The following is a 25,341-nucleotide window of genomic DNA, read 5'->3' as shown; positions in this document are numbered from 1 at the left end:
CCCGCCCCGGCGGCTCGCGCTCCGCCGGACACTTGCCCGGTACCCAGCGCCGTGGCCGTACGCACCCCGGCCGCCCGGCCGGCCGGGACCGACGCGCCCGGCACCGCGGTCACCACTCCTCCCACCACCGGCGGGAACAGTCGAACGGGCTCGTACACATCCAGGACCGGCGACGGGAGGCCGGTGCCCGCGGCACGCCCCGTCACCGGCACACTGCCGGTTCGTACGGGGCCGAGAGGTAGCGGGGGTCGCCGCGAGACGTACGCCGCCTGAAAATCGATCGTCGTCCGGCACTGCGGCGGACCTTCTCCGAAGCCGGTGCTCAGCGTCGCTGCCGGGAGTCCGGCCCCTGCCCCGCACGCGTCCCGCGGTGACCGCACCGGCGCCCGGGCGCGAGGCGGCCCCGCCCGGCGGGGAGGAGAAGCGGAGCCGCCTGCGGGAGCGCCGTGAGCTCTCCGGTCCTGCGGTCCTCCACACGGCCGCGGGGACCGGCGGCGTCCCCGGCGGCAACTATTCCATCCGCTTTGATACCTCTGGCATATTCCAGCCACATGAGGGATGCCGGGCTCCGAGTCGAAGGGGCGCCCCGGGCCGCGTCACTCCCGGACCACGACGTGGCGCCGTACGGGCACCGTCGGAGCACCGGTGGCGAACCGTCCGGTCCCGGTGCCTTCCACCGGGCGCACCGGGCCGTGTTCACCGAGCACGCCGCCGCCCGCCCCGGCGGACCCCGGGCATCACCGCGGTCGCGCCCCGGTCGACCGCGACCGTGCGGGCACTGCGTCACCAGGACCGCCTCGGCTCGTACCGTTTCGCCGAGGAGGTCGACGAAGCGCCGCGTACGTCCGGGGGACGGTCTGGACGAGCCCGCCGATCACCCACCGTTTCCCGCTGGAACGGGCCGGGGAGGCACTCACCGTCGTCGCCGGCCCGCAGAGCGGGAGCAGCAAGGTGATGTCGTCCCTCACCGCCGGGAGCGCCGCGCGACGACCCGCGGCGGGCACCGGCCTGACGCCGGTGCCCGCCGGTTCTGCGTGGATTCCGCGTGGGTTCCGCGCCGGTTCAGCTGTAGGGGATCACCAGGACGGAGGAGTCCGTACCGGTCTGCAGCTTCGAGGTGCCGTTGCCGATGGCGTTCCACACCTCCAGGCGTACGGTGCCGCCGTCCAGGTCGCCCGGTGTGCCCGTGGCCGCCTTGAGGCCGCGTGCCTGTGTGTACTGCTCCCACCCGGCGACCGGGTCGGTCGCGAAGTAGTGGTACGTCTCGGTGCGGTCGAAGCTGCCGTTGCCGGTGAAGTCGTAGCTGATCCGGGCCTGCTGGCCGAGACCGACCGACGTGCCCGCGTCCACCTGGAGCCGGAACGCGCTCTGCGCGCCCGGGGTGAGCGTGCCGTCGACGCCGCGGACCTCGTAGACGAGGGGCTGGTACGGGGTGCCGTCGTGGTTGGCGCCGCCGCCGGAGGCGATGGTGTCGCTGCCGGCCGTGCCGCCGGTCGCCGTGGTCAGGGTGCCGCCGGTGCGCAGCTGGAAGGTGTTGCCGGCCGGCGGGTCCGGGTCGGGCTCTCCCGAGCCGGACCCGGTGCCGGTCGCGGTGGAGCGGGCCGGCACGGCGAGGGTCTTGCCGTCGGAGAAGGTGACGGTACGGGCGGCCGAACCGAAGTTGTGGGCCGCGTACGTCCGGGTCGTCCCCTTGGTGAAGACGGCGGAGGTGGGGATGTCACCGGTCACGGTGGCGTCCGGGGCGCCCAGGGCGTCGAGGGTGGCGATCCAGTGGTAGGTGTGCGCCTTCGACTCCCCCTGCTCCGGGGTGTAGCCGGCGTGGCCCGCGTCCCACTTCGCCTTGGCCGCGCCCGGGTCGGCGAGGGACTGGAACTCCCAGAGGATGTCCCGCCATTCGACGGCCGGACCGCCGTTCTCCCGTTCCAGTTCGGCGAGGTTGCGCCGGATCGCGGCCTTCTCGCCGCCGAGGTGGAGCGAACCGCCGGTCACGGGCAGGACGTTGATGCCGTGGATCTCCTCGGGGTTGGCGGTCCACCAGGTGGAGTAGGCGGCGCCGCTGCCCCACACCATGCCGGCCGTGTCGTGGCCGAACGAGGACGGGAAGACCTGTTCGTCGGCGTCGAACCAGTACTGGGCGATCGCCTCCGCCTCGGTGGTCAGCAGGAAGGTGCCGAGGTCGCGCAGCGAGGTGTCACCGGTCGCGGAGCCCCACAGGACGAGTGCCGCGCTGAGGTTGGTGGACTCCGAGGAGGACTCCTGGTTGTTGCCGGCGGCGAAGCCCTGGTGGCCCGAGGCCCAGCTGTGGCCCGCGTAGACGTCGAAGCCGCGCAGGAAGGGGAAGGCGGTGTCGGTGCGGCTGGGGTTGGCGGCGTCCCGTACGAGGGTCTTGACCATGCCGCCCCAGGCGGAGTCGGCGGCCCATCCCTGGTCGTACTGGGCGACGATCGCCGCCGCGTAGACGTAGTAGCTGTAGTGGAAGTGGTGGTCGTTCAGCTCGGTGTCGCTGCCGTAGGAGGCGGGGTAGCCGGTGAGCGTCTTCCAGTCCTTGTCGTAGCTGAACTCGTTCGCGCCGCCCGCCGTGAACCAGTCCTGGAGCTTGCCCTTGAGCAGGCCGAGGAGCTTGTCGCGGGTGCCGGTCTCGCCGATCTGGTCGGCCACGGGCACGAGCTGGGCGAGGCGGCCGAGGGCCTTGCCTGTCCAGTAGGTGTCGGAGGCCCCGGAGAAGGGGTCGGCGGCGTTGACGACCTCGTTCAGGTAGCCGCGCAGCCGGGCGGTGTCCACACCGCTGGACTTCGGCAGTCCCGGCAGCACCGCGGACGCCTTCTGGCTCGTGGTGAAGGAGGCCGACTCGCGGACCTTCATGGTGCCGCGCGGCGAGACGTAGGTGTAGGAGGTGAGGGGGTCGGTGGTGTTCAGCCACTGGTGGCGGTAGAGGGCCTGGAGCGTGCCGCGCTCGGTGCCCTCCTTCGCCTCGGTGGTGACCGTGTAGGTGGCCTTGACCGTGCCCCCGGTGTAGCTCCAGGCCGCCTTGGAGCCGGTGACGAAGCTGTAGGCGTACTTCTGGAAGGTCGCCAGCGCGCCGGTGGACGGCAGCACGGCGACGGAGAAGTAGTCCTTGGAGCCGAGACCCGCGGTGACGGTGGAGCCGGCGACGTTCCAGTCGCTGCCGGTCGGTGCGAAGAGGGCGTAGTGGTGCCCGGCGACGGTGATGCCGAGGACGTTGCCCTGGTCGGCGAAGACGGCGGGCGTGCCGGCGGTGGTGATCTGGGCGTTGCCGCCCGTGCCCTTGGCGTACACGAACGGCGAGCCGTGGCCGATGGTGGTGCGCAGGGTGCGGGTGCCGTCGGACCAGTGGGGGGTGACCGTCCAGTCGGACCAGTCGTCGGCCTTGGTGTCGGGCGAGTTGAGGCCGGTCAGCCCGATGGTGAGGTCGCGCTTGTGGGCGTACTCGTACTGGCGGCCGTCGCCGACGATCGCGGGGGCCGTCGGGTAGCCGACGTCCAGTCCGCCGGCCGTGGCCTGGTAGGTGAGGGGGTGGCCGTACATGGGGGTCGAGTACGGGTTGTCGCCGTAGCGCTGGAAGGCGAGGGAGGACCACCAGTCGTTGGTGGGGACCGGCCGGTTCCTGGCGGCGGCCGTCACCTTGGGCGTGACCGGCGCCCCGGTGTTGGTGGTGGGGCCCGACGTGCCGGCGGGCCGGGTGTCGGAGTAGCTGCCGGAGCCCACGGGTACGGTGGCGGCCGCCGCCGGTGCGGCGGCCGGGCCCAGGCCCACGGCGGCGAGGGCCGAGGCCAGCAGCAGGACGGCTGCCGGTCTGGTGCGGGGGGATGGCATACGGGTACCTCACGTCTCACGCGACGAGTGTCTGAGAGCGCTCTCAGATGGCCGAAACGTAAAGCCCTTGCAATGTACGTGTCAATAGGTTGAACACAGCGCCCGTCCGCCGCGGGAGTGCGCCGGTCCTCCGCTTCACTACCTGTCGGCGGGCGGGACCGGGACGGGGACGGCGGGCGGCCGTCCCCGTCCGGGGTCCGGGTGCCGTCAGGTCGCCTCCGTGGTGGGGACGACGACCATCCGGGACACCGTGCCGTCCTCGCCGACCACGTCGCGTACGTGCCGGAAGCCCAGCCGCCGGCACAGGGCCAGGCTCGCCGTGTTCCCGGCGCCCACCATGCCGTAGACCTCCTTGAGCCCCAGGTTGTCGGAGGCGTGGCGCAGCAGGCCGTGCACGACCTCGGTGCCCATGCCCCGTCCCCAGTACTCGGGGACCAGGGCGACGACGAGTTCGTGGCCGTCGACGTTGCCGGTCTTCTTCACCTCCGCGTGGCCGATGTACGTCCCCTGCCACCACACCCCCCACACGTCGAACCGCCGGGTGGGGTAGACGTCGGTGAGGATCGCGCGGAACACCGTGCGCAGGTCGGCCTCGGGCACCATGTCCTGGCCCATCCAGTGGCACACCTTCTCGTCGCGCAGCAGGGCGACGAAGTGCTCCTCGTCCTCGGGGCGGTAGGGCGTGAACTCCAGGCGGTCGGTTTTCAGGACAGGTGTCAGGACAGGTGTCATCGGCGGACTCCTGGGGTGGGGCGGAGGAGGTGACCTCGTCCCGCGGGGCGCGGCAGCGACGGGTCTCCGTGAACGAGTCCCAGCGTAGAAGGCCCGGGGCCCGGAGGGAGGGAGTCCTCTCCCTCCGGGCCCGGAGCGGCTCCCTCCGGGCCCGGGGCGACGGCGGTCACCGCCGTTCCGTGCCCGTGCCGCGGCTTCGTCGCGGGCGGGTCAGGCCTCGGCGTTCTCCATCCGTTCGCGCAGGCTGCGCGGGCGCATGTCGGTCCACACCTCGTCGACGTAGGCGGAGCACTCCTCCTCGGTGCCCTCCTTCCCGACGGGCTGCCAGCCCGCGGGCACCTCGACGTCGACCGGCCAGAGGGAGTACTGGTCCTCGTCGTTGCGCAGTACCTGGTAGCGGGTGTTCTCGTCCATGTCGTTCTCCTGTCGTGGGCGGGGTCGGTCCGGGCGGGGGGCTGGCTCCTCGGGGCCGCCGGTGCACGGTCCCCTCGGGGCGCCGTGGGTGCGCGGTGCCGGGGCACCGGGGCGGTGTGCGGTCACAGGCTCTCCCTGGCGTGCCGGGCGATCTGGCGCAGGGCTTCGGCGAACTCCCCGGCGACACGTCGCACGGTCGCCGGGTCGTGCGTCCCGGAGCGGTGGTTCCAGGTGAAGGCGAGGCGCCCGTCCCGTACCGCGCCGACCACCTCCAGCGGATGCGAACCGCTGTCCCGGGGGTCGTGGTCCTGGCCGAAGGAGCCGTGCTCGGACCGCACCAGGCCACCGCCGGAGGCGGCGGGGCGGGCGTCCCACTGGCCGAGGTAGTTGAAGACCACCTGTCCGTGGGCCGCGGGGCCGAGCCGCTCGCGCACCTCGGGCGGCCCGAAGGTGCGCAGGGCGCCGAAACCCAGTCCGTTGCCGGGTACGGAGCGCAGCTGGCGGCGTACCGACTTCACCAGGGCCCGCCAGTTCCGGTCGGCCCCGGTCCGCTCCGGCTCGGGCACCTGGAGGGCGACCGGGTGGACGGTGGTGAACCAGCCGACCGTGCGGGAGAGGTCGACGCCGTCGAGCAGGTCCTCGCGGCCGTGGCCTTCGAGGTCCAGGCGGACGCGGTCGCTCCCGGTCCAGCGGGCCAGCGCCAGGGCCAGCGCGGCCAGCAGGACGTCGTTGACGCGGGTGCGGTAGGCGGCCGGCGCGGCACGCAGCAGCGCCGTCGTGTCCTCCTCCTCCAGTTCGACGGTGAACGCGCCGGCCTCCCGCGCGGCCGCGCCGGGTTCGGTGGCGACCGGGAGCTGTCCGGCGGTCACGGCCTCCTCCCAGTAGGGGAGTTCGTGGTCCAGGCCGCCTTCGGCGACGTACCCGGCGAGTCCGCGGGCCCAGTCCCGGAACGAGGTGGTGCGCTCGCCCAGGCCGACGGGTTCGTTCCGTACGGCCTGTCCGTAGGCGGCCTCCAGGTCGTCGGCGAGGATCCGCCAGGACACGGCGTCCACGACCAGGTGGTGGGCGACCAGGAGGAGGAAGACCCGGCGGTCGCCCTCCTCTGCGCCCGCGCCGGTGAACAGGGCCGCCTTCAGGAGCGGGCCGCGGGCCAGGTCGAAACCGGTGTGCAGGTCGTCGGCGGCCCTCTTCATGGCCGGGCCGGTCTCCGCCGCCGGCAGGTCCGACAGGTCGTGGCGGACGAGGAGCCCCCGGGCTTCCGCGGGCGGCGGGTTGAACTGGTGCCAGCCGTCGGCGTCCCGGGTGAAGCGCATGCGCAGCGCGTCGTGGTGTTCCAGCAGGGCGTTCAGGGCCGTCTCCAGGGCGGCGGCGTCGGGCGGGCCGTCGAGTTCCAGCAGCGCCGACTGGTTGAAGTGGGTGTGGTCGGCGCGCGGTGTGGCCAGGAACCACTCCTGGATCGGGGTGAGGGGCACCGCGCCGGTCGCCGGGCCGTCACCGGTGTGCTGGGGGGCGGTGCCGACGACGGTGGCCAGTTCGGCGACGGTCTGGTGGGTGAACAGGTCCCGGGTGGCCAGGTGCAGGCCCTCACGCCGCAGCCGGGAGACCACCTGCATGCTCAGGATCGAGTCGCCGCCGAGGTGGAAGAAGTTGTCGTCCACGCCGATGTCCTCCACGCCGAGGACGTCGGTCCAGACGCCGGCGATACGGCGTTCGGTGTCGGTACGGGGCGCGGTGCGCGGGCCGGTGGCCGCCTGCGCCGGTCCGGGCGCGGGCAGGGCCTGCCGGTCCGTCTTGCCGTTGGGGGTCAGCGGCAGCCGCTCCAGCGGCACGAACACGGCCGGCACCATGTGCGGGGGCAGCAGTCCGGCGAGGTGCTCGCGCAGCGCGGCGACCGGCAGGCTCCCGGCGCCGGCCTCGACCGCGGCACCGGTCCCGGCGGCGGCACCGGTCCCGGCGGCATCCGTCTCGGCGCCGGCGGCGGTACCGGGGGCGGCAGCGGCGGTACCGGGGGCAGCGGGGACGACGTACGCCACCAGCCGCCCGTGGCCGTCGGACGGTTGCCCGTCCGGGCCGTCGGTGCGGACGACGACCACCGCGTCGCGCACGTACGGGCTGCGGCGCAGCGCGCTCTCCGTCTCCCCCGGCTCGATGCGGAAGCCGCGCAGCTTGACCTGGTCGTCCGCGCGGCCGACGAAACGCAGTTCGCCGTCGCTGCCCCAGCGCACCAGGTCACCGGTGCGGTACATGCGTTCCCCGGCCGCGCCGAACGGGTCGGCGACGAACCGCCGGGCGGTCAGGCCCGGCCGGTGGAGGTAGCCGCGGGCCAGTCCGGGACCCGCCACGTACAGCTCGCCCGTCACACCGGCCGGGACGGGGCGCAGGACCGCGTCGAGGACGTACGCGCGGGTGGTACCGGCCGGGCGGCCGATGGGCGGCGCGCCGCCCGACGGGGTCAGCGGGCCGGTCCAGGTGGCGACGACGGTGGCCTCGGTGGGTCCGTAGGAGTTGATCATCCGGCGGCCGGGGGCCCATCGCTCCACCAGATCGGCGGGGCATGCCTCGGCGCCGACGATCAGGGTGCGCAGGTGCGGCAGCGTGCCGGAGGTCTCCGGCGCCACGGTGGCCAGCGCGGCCGGCGGGATGAGGGTGTGGCTGACGCGGCGCTCGGCGAGCACCTGGGCCAGCCGCTCGCCGATCAGCGGCCCCTCCTCGCCCGTGACCAGGGTGGCGCCGCTGAGCAGGGAGACGCACAGTTCGAGGACGGAGGCGTCGAAGCTGGGCGAGGCGAACTGCAGCACCCGGTCGCCGGGGCCCGCCGCGTACCGCTCGGCGGCGGCCGCGGCGAAGCCCGCCAGGCCCCGGTGCGTCACCGTGACGCCCTTCGGGGTGCCGGTGGACCCGGAGGTGTAGATGACGTACGCCGGGTGGTCGGGGGTGAGGGGGATGGTGCGGTCCGCGTCGGTGGGCGCGGTGTCCGGGCCGTCCGCCACCCATATCCGCGCCGGGTCGTCGAGGACCACCCGGGCGCCCGCGTCGCGCACCATGAACTCCCGCCGCCGCTGCGGGTAGTCCGGGTCGACGGGCAGGAAGGCGGCGCCCGCCTTGGCGACGGCGAGCTGCGCCACCACCGTCTCGGCGGCCCGCGGCAGGACGAGGGCCACGACGTCCTCGGGGCCGACCCCGCGGGCGATCAGCCGGTGGGCGAGCCGGTCGGCGGCCCGGTCGAGCTCGGCGTACGACAGGTGCCGCCGGGTGTCCTCCAGCGCCACGGCGTCGGGTGCGGCGGCCGCCTGCCGCTGGAACAGCTCGGGCAGTGTCGCCACCGGTACCGGCCGGGCCGTGCCCCGTCCCTGCTCCAGCAGGGCCTTGAGCTCCTCGTCGGAGGCGAGCGGCAGGGCGCCGAGGGGGCGGTCCGGGTCGTCGGCCACGGCGGTCAGCAGCGTGGCGAGCCGGTCGGTCAGCTGCTCGGCCGTGGCCGCGTCGAACAGGTCCGTGTTGTAGGTGAGGAGGCCGTGCAGCGCGCCGGAGTCCGTCTCGGCGAACTCCAGGGTGAGGTCGAACGCGGCGTGCTGGAGCTCCGTCTCGACGGCGGACACCTCCAGGCCCGGCAGGTCGAGGCCGGCGGCCGGGGTGTTCTGCAGGACGACCATCACCTGGAACAGCGGGGTGCGGCTGGTGTCGCGCACCGGGCGCACCTCGTCCACCACCTGCTCGAACGGCACCTCCTGGTGGGCGAAGGCGTCCAGCACGGTCCGCCGGACGTCGTCGAGGAACTCGGTGAAGGGACGGTCGGCGTCGACCCGCGAGCGCAGCACCAGGGTGTTGACGAAGAAGCCGATGAGCTGCTGGACCTCGGCCTGCTCGCGGCCGGAGGTGACGGTGCCGACGGCGACGTCCCGGCTGCCGCACAGCCGGGCGAGGAAGGTCTGGGCGGTGGCGACCAGCGTGGTGAAGAGGGTGGCGCCCCGGTCCCGGCCCACCTGCGCGAGGCGGCGTGCGGTGCGGGGCGGCAGGACCAGCCGGGCGCTCGCGCCGGACCGGGTGCGGATCGGCGGGCGGGGCCGGTCGGTGGGCAGGTCCAGCGGTTCGACGCCGGCCAGTTGCTCCTTCCAGTAGGACAGCTGCCGCTCGCCGCCGCTCGCGGTGCGCTGCCAGTGGGCGTAGTCGGCGTACTGCACCGGCAGCGGCGGCAGCGGACCGGTGGCCGGGTCCAGCTCGGCCCGGTAGAGGTGGGCGAGGTCGCCGGTGAGGACGGCGGTCGACCAGCCGTCGGTGACGATGTGGTGCAGGGTGAGGGTCAGGACGTGCTCGTCGTCGGCCAGCCGGATCAGGCCGGCCCGCAGCAGGGGTCCCTCGCGCAGGTCGAAGGGGCGGGCGCGGTCGGCCGCGAGCCGCTTCTCCAGGCGCGCCGTGCGCTCGCCCTCCGGCAGTGCGGACAGGTCGTCGAGCGGCAGCGGCACCTCCCGCGGCGGGTGCACGATCTGGACGCCCCGGCCGTCGACCGTGTCGAAGGTGGTGCGCAGCGACTCGTGCCGGGCCACCAGCCCGTCCAGGGCCGCGGTGAGGGCCCGGGTGTCGAGCCGGCCCCGCAGGCGCAGCGCCAGGGCGGTGACGTACTCGGTGCCGCCGGGTGCGAACTCCTCCAGGAACCAGAGGCGTTGCTGCGCGTACGACATCGGTGCGGCCCCGTTCCGGGCGACCGGCCGTACGGCGGGACGTCCCTCGTCCGCGGTCCGGTCCCCGGTGAGCAGCGCGGCGAGCCCGGCGGGCGTCGGGTGGGTGAAGACGGCGCGCGGGGACAGGACGGTGCCGAACTCCTCCGCCAGGCGGGAAGCGAGACGGATGCTCAGGATGGAGTCGCCGCCCAGCGCGAAGAAGTCGTCCTCCACGCCCGGGGACTGTCCGCCGAGTACGTCCGCGAAGACGTCGGCGGTACGGCGTTCGGCCTCGGTGCGCGGCGCGCGGCGCGTGCTCCGTGCGGCGCCGGTGGCGGCGTCCGGTGCCGGGAGGGCGGCGTGGTCGACCTTGCCGTTGGCGCTCAGCGGGAGGGCCGCCAGCGCGACGACCGCGGAGGGCACCAGGTAGTCGGGCAGCGTGCGGCGGGCGTACGCGCGCAGCTCCTGCGGGTCCTGTCCGGCCGGGCCGACGACGTAGGCGACCAGGCGGCGGGCACCGGGCCGGTCCTCGCGGGCCACCACCGCCACGTCCGCGACGCCGGGGTGGGCCGCGAGGACGGCCGCCGCCTCGCCGGGTTCCACCCGGAAGCCGCGGATCTTCACCTGGTCGTCGGCGCGGCCCAGGAACTCGACCGTGCCGTCCGGGCGGCGCCGGGCCAGGTCGCCCGTGCGGTACATCCGGGTGCCGGGCGGCCCGAGGGGGTCCGCGAGGAAGCGGCGCGCGCTCTCGCCGGGGCGGCCCAGGTAACCGCGCGCCACGCCCTCGCCGGCGATGTACAGCTCGCCCGCGCAGCCCGGCGGCACGGGGCGCATCCGGGAGTCCAGGACGTGGACCCGTTTGTCGTCCAGCGGCCGGCCGACCGGGACGGTGTCGGGGACGGCCGCCGCGTCGTCGAGGGCGTGGGACGTGGCGAAGGTCGTGGTCTCGGTCGGTCCGTAGCCGTCCACCACGGTCAGGCCGGGGCAGGCGGCCAGGACCCGGCGCACGGCCGCCGCGGGGACCACGTCGCCGCCCGTCCACACCTGGCGCAGGCCCGCGAAGCAGTCCGGCGCGTCCTGGGCCAGCAGCCGGAAGACACCGGCCGTCAGCCATACGGAGGTCAGCCCGCCGTCGCCGGCGGGTCCGGGGTCCCCGGCCGGCCGTCCGTCGGCGGCGGGGCCGCCCGGTGCGTCGCCCCCGGTGCGCGCGCCCGCGCCGGCCAGCTGCCGCAGCAGGGCCGCGTCCACCGCCCGTCCGGCGGCCACGACCACGCAGCCGCCGGTCAGCAGGGGTGCCCACACCTCGAAGGTGGCGGCGTCGAACGCGACCGGCGAGTGCAGCAGCACCCGGGCGCACACCCCGTCGGCGAAACGGCTGTCGGTGGCCAGCGACGCCACGTCGCGGTGGCGCACCGCCACGGCCTTCGGCAGTCCGGTGGAGCCGGAGGTGAACATGACGTAGGCGGACCGGTCGGGGTCCGCCGGCCGGCCGGCCGCCCCCGTCAGGGGTGCGTGGCGGGCCGCGGCGACGTCCTCGGCGGTGAGCCGGGCCCTGACGCGCGCCTGGTCCAGCATCGTGCGGCGCCGCTCCTCGGGGGCGCGGGCGTCGACGGGTACGTAGGCGCCGCCCGCCTTGAGGACCGCGAGCTGGGCGACGACGAGTTCGGCGCCGTGCTCCATGAGCAGGGCCACCCCGTCCTCGGCGGCCAGGCCGCCGGCGAGCAGCCGGGACGCCACCCGGTCGGACCAGTCGTCGAGTTCGCGGTAGGTCACCCGCCGGTCGCCGTCGTGCAGGGCCGGGGCCCGCGGGGTGCGGCGGACCTGCTCGGCGAACAGGTCCACCGGGCTGCGCGGCCGGGCCGGGCGGGCGGTGGTGTTCCACTCCTCCAGCAGCAGCCGGTCCCCGTCGGTGAGCGGTTCGAGGTCGCCGACGTCGCCGTCGAGGCCGTCGGCGAACCGCGTGAGCAGGGCGGCCAGGCGGGCCGTCGCCCGCTCCACCGTGGCGCGGTCGAAGAAGGCCGGGTCGTAGGCCAGGTCGAAGCCGAGCCGGTCGGTCAGGTGGGCACGCAGGCACAGCGGGAAGGTGGTGGCGTCGTCGGCGCGCACCTCGGCCACCCCCACACCCGTCCGGGCGGCGGCCGACTCGTCGACCGGATAGTTCTCGAACACCACCATGCTGTCGAACAGGGCCTGCCCGGTGGGCACCTCGGTCAGCGCCTGGATGCGCGCGAGGGAGAGGAAGTCGAAGCGCCGGTCCTCGCTCTGCTTCTCCTGGAGACCGCGCAGCCAGGGCAGGACGCCGTCGCCGCCCCGGACGCGCACCCGGGTGGGCACGGTGTTGATGAACAGGCCGATCATGGTGTCGACGCCGGGCAGTTCGGCGGGCCGTCCGGAGACGGTCGTACCGAACACGACGTCGTCGCGTCCGCTGTGGCGGGCCAGCAGGAGGGCCCAGGCGGCCTGCACCACGGTGTTGACGGTCAGGCCGCCGCGGGCCGCCGTCTCCCGCAGCCGCTGCGACAGCCGCTCGTCCAGCTCGTGGTGGACGGACCCGGTGGAGCGGGCCCGGTGTGCCTCGGCGGGGGTGCGGTCGTACGGCAGCGGGGTGCGCTCGCCGAAACCGGCGAGGACGCCGGCCCAGTGGCGTTCGGCCTCGCTCTCGTCCTGTTCCCGCAGCCAGTGCAGGAAGTCCGCGAAGGGCCGGCGGACGGGCGGTGCGGTGTCCCGGCCGCCGGTGAGCGCGGCGTAGCGCTCGCAGACCTCGGTGAGCAGCTGGCCCGTGCTCCAGCCGTCCAGGATCAGGTGGTGGGAGGACCACAGCAGGAGGACCTCGTCGCCGGGCAGGGCGGCCAGGGTGATCCGGGTGAGCGGCGCGCTGGTCAGTTCCATGCCGGCCGCGCGGTCCTCGGCGAGCAGGTGCTCGATCGCCGCCGCCCGCTGCCCCGGTTCCAGGTCGCGCCGGTCCAGGTGGGTGACGGGCAGTTCGACGCGGTGGTGGACGACCTGCACGGGGTGCGGCAGGCCCTGCCAGTGGACGCTGGTGCGCAGGGCCGGGGTGCGGTCGGCGACCTGCTGCCAGGCCGCCGCGAACGCCCGCGGGTCGGCCACCCCGGTCAGCCGGACCGCCGTGCGGTCGAAGTAGGCGCCGGCCGTGTCGACCAGCCCGTGGAAGAGCATGCCGGACTGCAGGGGGGTGAGCGGCAGGACGTCGGCCACGTGCCGTCCGTCGCCCACCAGCCGGTCGAGCTGCTGCTGGGAGAGGCCGGCGAGGGGGAAGTCGGAGGGGGTGCGGCCGCCCGCGTCCGGGTCGGCGCAGTGCGCCACGATGTCGCGCAGCGCCCCGCACATCTCCTCGGCCAGGCGGCGCACGGTGGACTCGTCGTAGACGGCGGGCGGGTAGGTCCAGCCGAGTTCGAGGCGTCCGTCCTGGACCACGCCCGTGATGTCCAGCAGGTAGGGGCGGGTCTCGTCCGGGTCGGTGTCGCGGCCGGCCGGCGGGAGTGCCGCCCGGTACAGGCCCTGCGCGGTGCCGTCGCCCCCCGCGTCCCAGCGGCCGTGGTAGTTGAAGCCGATCCGCGGCTGCGGGGTGTCCGTGAGCGGGCCGTCCGGCAGGAGCCGGTGCAGTGCGCCGTGGCTGAGGCCGTGCAGCGGCACCGCGCGCAGCTGCTCCTTGACCGAGCGCAGGGTGGTGCGCCAGCCGGCGTCGGGCGCGGCGGTCAGGGCGAGGGGGAACTCGGCGGTGAACCAGCCGACGGTCCGGGACAGGTCCATGTCGTCGAAGAGGTCCTCGCGGCCGTGCCCCTCCACCCCGACGAGGACCGTGTCGCGGCCGCACCAGCGGGCCAGTGTGCGGCCGAGCGCGCTGAGCAGCACGTCGTTGACCTGGGTGCGGTAGACGTCGGGGACCCGGCGCAGCAGCGCCTCGGTCTCCTCCGGTGCCAGCGTGACGGTGACGGTGGCGGCGGTGCCGTGGGTGTTGGGGCCGTGGGTGTCGGTGCCGGGCCGCCCGGCGGGCAGGCCGGCCGGGGCGGCGGCGGTGCGGGTCCAGTGGGCCAGGTCGGCGTCCAGCGCACCGGCGCGGGTGTGCTGTTCCAGCCGGGCCGCCCAGCGGCCGTACGCGGTGCCCGCCGGGGGGAGTTCGACGGGCCGCCCGGCGGCGGCGGCGCGGTGGGCGCTCTCCAGGTCGGCGAGCAGGATGCGCCAGGAGACGCCGTCGACGACCAGGTGGTGCGCGGTGATCAGCAGCTGGGCGGGGCGCTCCGGGCCCCGGTCGAAGAGCAGGACGCGGACGACCCGCCCGGTGAGGGGGTCGAGCGAGGTCTGCGCGGCGTCCGCGGCCCGCTGCACCTCGGCCTCCAGCTCCGGGCCGTCGAGGTGGGCCGCGGCGTGGCGCGTGGTCACGCCGTCCGGCGCCGACGGGAGGACCTCCTGGCGCCAGCCGTCGTCGGTGTGGCGGAACCGGGTGCGCAGCGCCGGGTGGTGGCGTACGAGGGCGTCGGCCGCCCGCTCCAGCGCCGGCAGGTCGGTGCCGGGGGCCAGTTCCAGGCGCTGGGTCATGGTGAAGCGCAGGGGGTCGCCGGGCCGCCGGTGGTCGAGGTACCAGTGCTGGATGGGTGTCAGGGGTGCCTCGGCGGGCGGGGCGGCGTCGGTGTCCGCCGCCGGTGGGGCGGCCTTCTCGCCGACGCGCAGCGCGAGTTCGGCGACGGTCTGGTGGCGGAAGACGTCCTTGGTGGTGAGGGCGAGTCCCGCCCGGCGGGCGCGGGAGACGATCTGGATGCTGAGGATCGAGTCGCCGCCGAGGGCGAAGAAGTTGTCCCGGGCGCCGACCCGCTCCACGCCCAGCACCTGTGCCCAGACGGCGGCCAGCAGTTCCTCGGTGCCGGGCCGGGGTGCCACGTACGCGGTGGCGCTCTCGGGGCGGTCCGGCGGGGCGGGCAGGGCGCGGCGGTCGGTCTTGCCGCCGCTCGTGCGCGGAATGCGTGCCAGCGGCACGAACGCGGTGGGCACCATGTGGTCGGGCAGGGTCCGCCGCAGCCGCACCCGCAGGTCGTCGGCCGGCGGGGCGCTCTCCCCGGCGGGCACCACGTACGCCACCAGCAGGGTGCGTCCGGCCTGTTCGCGGGCGGCCACGGCGGCGTCGGCGACGTCCGGCAGCGCGAGCAGGGCGGCCTCCACCTCGCCGGGCTCGATGCGGAAGCCCCGGATCTTGACCTGGTCGTCGGCCCGGCCGAGGAACTCCAGCCGCCCGGACGCGTCCCAGCGGGCGCGGTCGCCGGTGCGGTACATCCGCTCCCCGGGGGCGCCGAACGGGTCCGCGAGGAAGCGGGCGGCGGTCAGGCCGGGCCGGTTCAGGTAGCCGCGGGCGACCTGCGCGCCGGCGAGGTACAGCTCGCCCGGTACGCCGGGCGGCACCGGGCGCAGGGCGCGGTCCAGGACGTGGGCGCGCAGGTTGCGGCCGGGCCGGCCGACGACCGGGCGGCCGGGGCCGTCGGCGCAGCGGCCGTAGACGGCGTCGACGGTGGTCTCGGTGGGGCCGTACATGTTGTACGCGGTGACGCCCAGCCCGTCCTGGGCGGCGCGCAGTTCGGCCCAGGTGTCGGGGCCGACCGCCTCGCCGCCCACCAGCAGCAGGCGCGGGTGGTGGCGGCCGGGGGCGAGGAGCCCGGCGGCGGTGAGTTCGCGCAGGAAGGTCGGGGTGACGTTCACCAGGTCCAGTTCCCGGTCCGCGACCTGGGCGCAGAACGCCTCCGGGTCCAGGCGCACGTCCTCGTCGACGAGGTGCACCTCCTGGCCGAGGGCGAGCAGCAGCGGTCCCTCCCAGGAGGTGTCGAAGGAGAAGGAGGCGCTGAGCGCCGCCTTGAGCCGGTGCCCGTCCGCGGTGTGCGGGGCGACGAGTCCCTCCCGGTGGTCGTGGCAGAGGTTGACCAGCTGGCGGTGTTCCACCGTGACGCCCTTGGGGCGGCCGGTGGAGCCCGAGGTGTGGATCAGGTAGGCGGCGTTGGCGGGGAGCAGCGGGGCGATCCGGTCGGCGTCGGTGGGATCGTGGGCGGGCAGCCGGTCCCAGTCCACCTCGCGCAGCGTGTCGGCGGTCAGGAGGATGCTCGGGGCGGTGTCCGCGAGGAGGAAGGCGGTGCGTTCCTCGGGCAGTCCGGGGTCGAGGCAGAGCAGGGTGCCGCCCGCCTTGAGCACGGCGAACAGGGCGACCAGCGCCTGTGTGGTGCGCGGCAACTGCACGGCGACCACGCGTTCGGGACCGACACCCTGTGAGATCAGGTGGTGGGCGAGCCGGTTGGCCCGCTCGTTCAGGGCCGCGAAGGTGAGCGTCGCGTCCCGGGCCACCAGGGCGGTGGCGTCCGGTGTGCGCGCGGCCTGTGCCTCGAACAGGGCGGGGAAGGCGGTGTCCGGTACGGGCAGGCGGCCGCCCTGCCACTCGTGGAGCACCTGCCGCCGTTCGGCGGCCGTCATCAGCGGCAGCGCGCGGACGTCCCGGTGCGGCTCCGAGGCCGCCGCCTCCAGCAGCAGCCGCAGGCGTACGGCCAGCCGTTCGGCGGTGTCCGCGTCGAACAGGGCGGTGTCGTACTCCAGGTGACCGGTGACGCCGCCGTCGCCCTCGACGAAGTCGAAGGCCAGGTCGAAGGCGGCGTGCCGGACCGGCGGGGTGAGGGGTTCGACGTCCAGGCCCGGCAGGCCGGGTGCCTCGGCGCCCAGGTTGTGCAGCGCCACCATGACCTGGAACAGCGGGGTGCGGCTGGTGTCCCGCTCGGGCTGGAGGGCGTCCACCAGGTGCTCGAACGGCACGTCCTGGTGGGCGAACGCGTCCAGGACGGTGGTGCGGACCCGCTCCAGCAGCGCGCGGAACGACAGTCCGGGCTCCACCCGGTTGCGCAGCACCAGGGTGTTGACGAACATGCCGACCACGTCGTGCAGTTCGGGCCGCTCCCGGCCCGCGGTGACCGTGCCGACGGCGATGTCCTCCTGCTCCGTCCAGCGCGAGAGCAGGACCGTGCAGGCCGTCAGCAGCGTCATGTAGAGGGTGGCGTCGGCCTCGCGTGCCGTCGCGCGCAGCCGGTCGGTGAGCGCGGCGGGGAGGGTGAAGGTGACCAGCGCGCCCTCGCGGGAGCGCACGGCGGGGCGCGGCCGGTCGGTGGGCGGCTCCAGCGGGGTGAGCCCGGCCAGGGCCTGCCGCCAGTAGGCGAGTTGCCCGTCGGCCTCGTCGGTGCGGGCGCGCTGCCAGGCGGCGTGGTCCGCGTACCGGACGGGCAGGTGGGGCAGCCGGGGCGCGCGGCCCTCGCGGGCGGCCGTGTACAGCTCGCCCAGGTCCCGGCCGAGCACGCCGGCCGACCAGCCGTCGGTGACGATGTGGTGCAGGGCCAGGACCAGCACGTGCTCGTCCGCGGCCAGGCGGGCCAGCCGGGCCCGCAGGAGCGGTCCGGTGCCCAGGTCGAAGGGGCGGGACGCCTCGGACTCGACGAAGGCGTCCAGCCGGTCGCGGGCGCCGGTGAGGTCGTCCAGCGGCAGGTCCACCGGGTACGGCGGGTGCACGGTCTGCCGGGCCCGGCCGTCGTGCTCGGCGAAGGTGGTGCGCAGCGTCTCGTGCCGGGCCACCAGCCCGTCGAGGGCGGCGCGCAGGGCGTCCGTGTCGAGCGGGCCGCGCAGGCGCAGCACCGACAGGGTCGTGTACTCGGTGCCGCCGGGCTCGAAGCGGTCGAGGAACCACAGCCGCTGCTGCGCGTACGACAGCGGCGCCGGGGTGCCCGGGTCCGCGGCCGGGATGGTGCCGGCCGGCGCGGCGGCGTGCTCCGCCGGGTCGCCGAGCGCGGCGGCCAGGGCGGACACCGTCGGGTGGGTGAACAGCAGCCGGGGCGAGACCTCCGTGCCGAAGGCGGCGCGCAGCCGTGAGACGACCCGGACGGCGAGGATCGAGTCGCCGCCGAGGGCGAAGAAGTCGTCGTCGGCTCCCACCTCGCCGGTGTCGAGGACGTCCGCCCAGGCGGCGGCGACCGCGCGCTCGGCGGGCGTGCGCGGCGCGGTGCGTCCGGCGGACGCGGCGAAGCCGTCCGGTCCCGGGGCGGGCAGCGCGCGCCGGTCGAGCTTGCCGTTGGCGGTCAGCGGCAGGGCCTTCATGGGCACGTGGGCGGCGGGCACCATGTGCGCGGGCAGCAGCCGCTCCAGGTGGGCACGGAGTTCGGCGGCGGACGGCGGCTCGGCGCCGCCCCGGCCGACGACGTGGGCCACCAGGCGGCGGGTCCCCGAGCCGTCCTCGTACACGCCCGCCGCGGCGTCGCCGACGCCCGGGTGGGTGTGCAGGGCGGCCTCGATCTCGCCGGGTTCGATGCGGTAGCCGCGGATCTTCACCTGCTGGTCGGCGCGGCCCAGGTACTCCAGTGTGCCGTCGGACCGCCGGCGGGCCCGGTCGCCGGTGCGGTACATCCGCTCCCCCGGCCGCCCGAACGGATCGGCGAGGAAGCGCGTCGCGGTCAGTCCCGGCCTGCGCAGGTAGCCGCGGGCCAGGCCCTCCCCCGCCACGTACATCTCGCCGACGGCGCCCGGCGGCACGGGGGCCAGGTCGCCGTCCAGGACATGGACACGCAGGTCGGGTATGCCGGTGCCGATGGGGCTCGCGGCGCCCGCGCGGGCCGCCGTCGTGCGGTCCAGCGGCAGGTGGGTGACGTGCACGGTGGTCTCGGTGATGCCGTACATGTTGACCAGGCGCGGCGCGGTGTCGGGGTGGCGGGCGTACCAGTCGGCGAGCCGGCCCGGGTCCAGGGCCTCGCCGCCGAAGACCACCGTGCGCAGGGCCAGGCGCGCGCCGAGCTCGGGGTGTTCGGCGTCCGCGCGGACCAGGGGGTAGAAGGCGGACGGGGTCTGGTTGAGGACGGTCACCCGCTCCTCGGCGAGCAGGCGCAGGAAGTCCTCCGGGGAGCGCGCGGTGTCCTCGGGGACGACGACGAGCCGGCCGCCGTGCAGCAGGGCGCCCCACAGCTCCCAGACGGAGAAGTCGAAGGCGTACGAGTGGAACAGCGTCCACACGTCGCTGCCGTCGAAGCCGAACCAGTGGTGGGTACGGGTGAACAGGCGCACCACGTTGGCGTGCGGGACGACCACGCCCTTGGGGCGGCCGGTGGAGCCGGAGGTGTAGATGGCGTAGGCGGGGCTCTCCGGCAGGGGGCGGCGGGGGTGGTCCGGTCCGGTGGCCGGGCGGCGGGCGAGGTCGGCCCGCACGGCCGGGTCGTCCAGGGCCACGACCGGGACGGCCGCCGGTGGGTGTTCCGCGGCCCCGGTGGTGGTCACCAGCGTCACCGGGGCGGCGTCGTCCAGCAGGTGGGCGACGCGTCCGGCGGGCAGCTTCGGGTCGATCGGCAGATAGGCGGCGCCGGTCTTCAGCACGGCCAGGACCGCCACGACGAGGTCGACCGAGCGGGGCAGGGCGAGGGCCACGTACCGCTCGGGTCCGGCGCCGGCCTCGGCCAGCCGGTGGGCGAGGCGGCCCGCGGCGGCGTCGAGGGCGGCGTAGTCGAGGCGGTCGGTGCCGCAGGTGACGGCGGTGGCGCCGGGGGTGCGGGCGGCCTGGTCCTCGAACAGGTCCACCAGGGTCCGGGCCGGCCGGCCGCGCTCGGCGCCGTCGAGGTCGGCCTGCGTCCGGCGCCGTTCCTCGGCGGTCGTCCAGGCCAGGGCGCGCAGGGGCCGGTCCGGGTGCTCGGCGATCCCCGTGAGGAGCAGGCGGAGCCGGCCGGCGAGCGCCCGGACGGTGCCGGCGTCGAACAGCCGCGGGTCGTAGGCCAGGTCGAAACCGAGCCGCTCGCCCTGGTAGGCGCGCAGCACCAGCGGGTAGTTGGTGGCGTCCCGGGAGGTGACCTCCGCGAGCCGCACCCCGGAGCCGGAGGTGCGGGCCGCGTCGAAGGGGTAGTTCTCGAAGGCGACCATGCTGTGGAAGAGCGGGGTGCCGGACGGCACGTCGCTCAGGGCGGTCAGCTCGGCCAGGGAGGCGGCCGCGAAGCGCCGCGACTCGGCCTGCGCCTCCTGGAGTTCGCGCAGCCAGTCGGCGGCCGGGCGGTGGCCGTCGACGCGGACGCGGGTGGGCACGGTGTTGATGAACATGCCCACCATCGACTCCACGCCGGGCAGTTCCTCGGGGCGGCCGGAGACGGTGGTGCCGAACACCACGTCCGGTTCGGCGCTGTACCGGGACAGCAGCAGCGCCCAGGCTCCCTGCACCACGGTGTTGACGGTCAGTCCGGCCGCGCGGGCGGTGCGGGCCAGGGCGGCGGTGCCGGTGTCGGACAGCTCGGTGGTGCGGACGTCCGCCGAGCGGGCCTCGTGGGTGCCGGTGAGGGGGCGGTCGACGGGCAGCGGCGTGGGGGTGGCGAACCCGGCGAGGGTCCGCCGCCAGTGGGTCCGCGCGGCTTCGGTGTCCTGGCCGGCCAACCAGTGCACGTAGTCGGCGAACGGCCGGCGCACCGGCGGGTCCGGTTCGCTCCCCGCGGTGAGCGCCGCGTACTCCTCGCAGACCTCGGTCAGCACCTGGGCCAGGCTCCAGCCGTCGAGTATCAGGTGGTGGGAGGTCCACAGCAGGTGCAGCCGGGCGTCGGGCAGCCGGACGAGGGTGAGCCGCATCAGCGGTGCCGAGGCGAGGTCGACGCCCCGGGCGAGGTCGTCGGCGCGGAGCCGCTCGAAGCGGCGGGTCCGTTCCGCCGGGTCCGTGTCCCGCCAGTCGAGGTGCGTGAGCGGCACCCGTACGTCCCGGTGCACGACCTGGAGCGGTACGGGCACGTCCTGCCAGACCACCGAGGTCCGCAGCGCGGGTGTGCGGTCGGTGACCCGCTGCCAGGCCGCGGCGAAGGTCTGCGGGTCGGCCACGCCGTCCAGGAGCAGGGCGGCCTGGTCCACGTACACGTCGTCGGGGCCGCCGACCAGGCGGTGGAAGAGCATGCCCTCCTGGAGCGGGGTGAGCGGGAGCAGGTCCTCCACCGTCCGGCCGTCGCCCGCCAGCCGGTCCACGGCGGCCTGGTCCAGCCGGGCGAGGGGGAAGTCGGACGGGGTGCGGCCGCCCGCGCCGGGGCGGGCGCAGTGCTCGGCGATCGCGGCCAGCGCCGCCACCATGCCCCGCGCCAGCTCCCGTACGGTGTCCGGGTCGTGCGCCTGCTCGCTGTAGTGCCAGGTGAGCTCCAGCTCGCCGTCGGCCACCACGGCGGAGACGTCGAGCAGGTGGTCGAGGGGTTCGTCGGGCGCCATGTCCCGGCCGGGCACCTCCGCGGCGGGTGCGAAGTCCGCCCCGGCGGTCGTGTCCCACTGGCCGTGGTAGTTGAAGCACACCTGCGGCAGCGGCGCGTCCCGCAGGGCGCGCGCGGCCGGGTCGGGCGAGCCCAGGCGTGCCAGCGCCTCCCGGCTGAGCCCGCGCCGGGGCACGGCCCGCAGCCGCTCCTTCACGGCCTTCAGCGTGCCGCCCCAGTCGGGTGCGTCCGGCGGACCGGCCGGGGTGAGGGTGACGGGGTACTGGGAGGTGAACCAGCCCACCGTGCGGGACAGGTCCAGGTCCTCGGCGAGTCCTTCCTCGCGCCCGTGGCCCTCCAGGGTGACGCCGACCCGTTCGCCGCCCGTCCAGTCGACCAGGACCCTGCTCAGCGCGCTGAGCAGCACGTCGTTGACCTGGGTGCGGTAGACGGCGGGCACCCGGCGCAGCAGCGCGGCGGTGGTGGCGCGGTCCACCCGAGTGCGGACGGTGCGCACGGTCGCGGCGATCGGGGTACCCGGGCGGTCCACCGGCAGCGGGGTGCCGGGCGCGGCGGCCTCGGCGGTCCAGTACGGCAGGTCGTCGTCCAGGTCGCCGGCCCGCACCCGGCGGGAGAGGCGCGCGGCCCAGTCGGTGAACGGCGTGGCCACCGGCTCCAGGCCGACCGGTTCGCCCGCCGCCGCCTGCCGGTACGCCTGCTCCAGGTCGGTGAGCAGGATCCGCCAGGAGACGCTGTCCACGGCCAGGTGGTGCGCCGTGAGGAACAACTGGGGGCGTCCGCCGGTCCCGGAGCGTCCGCCGGTCCCGGAGCGTCCGTCGTGCGGGGGCAGCAGCAGGGCGGCGCGCAGCAGGGCGCCGGCCGCCGGGTCGAGGGCGGCGCGGGCGGCGTCGGCGGCGGCGCGGCGGGCGTCCTCGAAGTCGGCCGCGCCGGACAGGTCGTGACGGGTCATCAGCCCGGTGGCCGGTCCCTCGCCGGGGTGCTGGCGCCAGGTGCCGCCGGTGCGGGCGAAGCGGGTGCGCAGCGCCGGGTGGTGGGCGGCCAGCGCCTCCACGGCGCGTTCCAGGGCGGGCACGTCGACGTCGTGGGGCAGGTCGAGCAGCATCGACATGCTGAAGGGCCGCAGGCCGCCGTCCCGGTCGCCGTGCGTGGCGGCGTACCACTCCTGGACCGGGGTCAGCGGGGCGGGTCCGTCCTCGCCCGTCCGGCGGGCGGCGGGCGCCTCGGCGGTGCGCCGGGACGCGGCGGCGGCCAGGTCCGCGACGGTCTGGTGGCGGAAGACGTCCTGCGAGGTCAGGCGCAGACCGGCGGCGCGGGCGCGGGAGACGGCCTGGATGCTGAGGATGGAGTCGCCGCCGAGCTCGAAGAAGTTGTCGGTGACACCCACCCTCGCGACGCCCAGCACCTGCGCCCAGACACCGGCCAGCGTCTCCTCCTCGGGGGTGCGCGGCGCGACGAACTCCCGCTCGCGTGGGGCCGCGTCGAGGTCGGGGGCGGGCAGGGCGCGGCGGTCCAGCTTGCCGCTGGTGGTCAGCGGCAGCGCGTCGAGGACGGTGAACGACGACGGCACCATGTGGTCGGGCAGCACGCGCCGGCAGGCCGTCCGCAGGTCCGGGGCGGTGGGCGGCCGGGTGCCCGCGGCGGGTACGACGTAGGCGGCCAGCCGCAGATGGCCGTGCGCGTCGGCGACCGCGACGACCGCGGCGCCGGTGACGTCCGGCAGGTCCAGCAGGGCCGCCTCCACCTCGCCCGGCTCGATGCGGTGCCCGCGCACCTTCACCTGGTCGTCGGCGCGCCCGAGGTAGTCCAGGCGCCCGTCGGCGGTCCAGCGGGCCAGGTCGCCCGTGCGGTACATACGGGTCCCGGGCGGGCCGAACGGGTCGGCGGGGAAGCGCGCGGCGGTGAGTCCGGGCCGCCCCGCGTACCCGCGGGCCACCTGCGCCCCCGCCAGGTACAGCTCGCCGCCGACGCCGGGCGGCACCGGCCGCAGGCGGTCGTCGAGGACGTACGCGCGGACGTTGGGCAGCGGCCTGCCCACCAGGGGGCGCCCCGTGCCCTCGATGCGGCAGGCCAGGGCGTCGACCGTGCACTCGGTGGGGCCGTAGAAGTTGTACGCGGCCACGTCCCGGTGCCCGGCCAGCTCGCGCCACAGGCCGGGGCCGATCGCCTCGCCGCCGAGCATCAGGACGCGCGGGCGGTGGCGCGGGTCGGTGAGCAGTCCGGCGGGCAGCAGCTGGCGCAGGTAGGACGGGGTCAGGTCGAGGAAGTCGACGCGGTGCTCGACGACGTACTCGACCAGGGCGGCGGCGTCGAGCCGGGTCGTCTCGTCGACCAGGTGCAGCGGGTGGCCGTCGGCCATCAGCAGCACGCCCTCCAGCGAGGTGTCGAAGGAGAACGACGCGGTCAGCGCCACCCGCAGCGGGCCGCCGCCCGCGTCGGCGACGAAGCCCTCGCGGTGTCCGGCCAGCAGGTGGGCGAGCGAGCGGTGGGTCACGGCGACGCCCTTGGGGCGGCCGGTGGAGCCGGAGGTGTGGATGACGTACGCGGTGGTGTCCGGGTCCACGGGGGCGAGCGGGCCGGTGTCCGGCGGGTCGGCGGGCAGCGCGCGCAGCGCGGCCTCGTCCAGCACCAGCGCGGGGCGCGCGTCGTCGAGCAGGAACCGTACGCGCTCCTCGGGCAGGCCGGGGTCCAGGGGCAGGTAGCCCGCGCCGGACCTCCAGACGGCGAGCATCGCCACGATCATGTCGGCGGTGCGCGGCAGCCGCAGCGCGACCAGGCGTTCGGGTCCGGCGCCCCGCGCGACGAGGTGGCGGGCGAGCCGGTCGGCGCGGGCGTTCAGCTCCGCGTAGTCGAGGCGTTCGTCCCCGGCGACCAGGGCGGTGGCGTGCGGGATGCGCTCCGCCTGCCGGGCGAGCAGCTCCGGGCAGGTGGCGGCGGGGACGGGCAGCTCGGTGGCGTTCCACTCCTGCGTGATGCGCCGGGCCTCGTCCGGGCCGAGCAGGGGCAGCGAGCCCAGCGGGCGGTCCGGTGCGGCGGCGGCACCCTCCAGGGTGCGCAGCAACTGGTCGGCCATCCGTTCGACGGTGGCCGGGTCGAACAGGTCGGTGCGGTACTCCAGCAGGCCGGTCAGCCCCGGCCCGCCGGAGCCGTCGCTCCCGTCGGTGCCCTCGGTGTCCCCGGTGACACCGGTGTCACCGGGGACGAACTCGATGCTGAGGTCGAAGGTGGCCGCCTGCCGGGGCACGGCGACCGGGGAGGCGGTCAGCCCGCTCAGGGCGGGGGCCGCGGGCGGGGCCGGGTGGAGCAGGACCATCACGTCGAACAGGGGGTTGCGGCCCGCCTCGCGGGTCGCGCCCGCGGCCTCCACCAGCCGCTCGAACGGCGTGTCGCCGTGCGCGAAGGCGTCGTTGACGGTGGTCGCGGCGGCCGCGAGCAGGTCCCGGAAGGAGCCGTCCTTGTCCACCGGCGTGCGCAGGACGACGGTGTGGGCGAAGAAGCCGACGGTACGTTCCAGGTCGGTGCGGGAGCGGCCCGGGGTCAGGGAGCCGACGGTGATGTCGTCCTGCCCGGACCAGCGGGCCAGCAGGGCCTGGCAGGCGGCGACCAGGGAGGTGAACAGGGTGGTGTGCTGCTCGGCGGCCAGCCGGCGCAGCCGTGCGGCGGTGTCCGCGGGCACGGTGAAGGTGTGCACGGCGCCCGCGCCGGACTCCTCGCCGTCGCGGGGGCGGTCCAGCGGCAGCCGCGACGGCGCGGCGCCCGCCAGCTGCCCGGTCCAGTACGCGAGCTGCCGCTCCATGCGGGGGCCGGAGAGCTGCTCGCGCTGCCAGGCCGCGAAGTCCGGGTACTGCGTCGCCACCGGCCGCAGCTCCGGCGCCGCGCCCCGGGCCAGGGCGTCGTAGGCGGTGCACAGCTCCTCCAGCACGATCCCCATCGACCAGCCGTCGGTGACGATGTGGTGGGCCGTCAGCAGGAGGGTGTGCGCGGTGTCCGACTCACGCAGGAGCAGGGCGCGCAGCAGCGGGCCGGTGCCCAGGTCGAAGGGGCGCCCGTACTCCGCGAGCAGGGCGGCCTCCAGGGCGTGCGGCGGTGTGTCGGCCACCGGCAGCGGCACCGGCGCGGCCGGCCGCACCGTCTGCGCGGGCCGCCCGTCGCTCTCCTCGAAGACGGTGCGCAGCGCCTCGTGCCGCTCGACGACGGTGTCCAGGGCGCGGGAGAGCGCGGTGCGGTCCAGCGGGCCGGTCAGGCGCAGGGCGACGGCGCTGTTGTAGCGGGCGTCGCCGGGGCGCAGCCGGTCCAGGAACCACAGCCGCTGCTGGGCGGAGGACAGCGGCAGCGGCCGGGTGCGGTCGGCGCGCGGGATGTCCCGGCGGGCGGCGCCGCCCGGGGCGCTCGCGGCGCGGCCCGCGAGCCGGCGGCGCATCACCTCCTGGAGGTCCTGGGGCAGGGCCGTGCTGCGGTCTCGCTTCGAAGACGTCATG

General features: G+C 75.8%; 4 protein-coding genes. All 4 read right to left on the bottom strand.

All coding sequences use genetic code 11. From position 1 onward, the window contains the following. Positions 1-1,062 precede the first annotated feature (1,062 nt). The gene (locus KM933_RS14210; protein ID WP_221351977.1) at positions 1,063-3,834 is read right to left on the bottom strand and encodes a glycosyl hydrolase; all 2,772 of its coding nucleotides are present in this window, start codon (positions 3,832-3,834) and stop codon (positions 1,063-1,065) included. 207 nt (positions 3,835-4,041) lie between these two features. Then, a complete protein-coding gene (locus KM933_RS14205) occupies positions 4,042-4,566 on the bottom strand; it encodes a GNAT family N-acetyltransferase (protein WP_221351975.1) in 525 nt (174 codons plus the stop codon). A 210-nt stretch (positions 4,567-4,776) separates the two neighbouring features. Beyond that, positions 4,777-4,980, bottom strand: coding sequence for an MbtH family protein (locus tag KM933_RS14200; protein WP_221351973.1), 204 nt, complete (start codon positions 4,978-4,980; stop codon positions 4,777-4,779). 122 nt (positions 4,981-5,102) lie between these two features. Beyond that, positions 5,103-25,340 carry a non-ribosomal peptide synthase/polyketide synthase gene (locus tag KM933_RS14195; RefSeq protein ID WP_221351971.1) on the bottom strand — a complete coding sequence of 6,746 codons (20,238 nt, stop codon included), beginning with the start codon at positions 25,338-25,340 and terminating at the stop codon, positions 5,103-5,105. Position 25,341: the final 1 nt, after the last annotated feature.

The organism is Streptomyces beigongshangae, from assembly GCF_019710745.1.
Lineage (GTDB): Bacteria > Actinomycetota > Actinomycetes > Streptomycetales > Streptomycetaceae > Streptomyces > Streptomyces beigongshangae.
The sequence above is the reverse complement of the archived record's forward strand: the minus strand, read 5'-3'. Positions and strand labels throughout refer to the sequence as shown.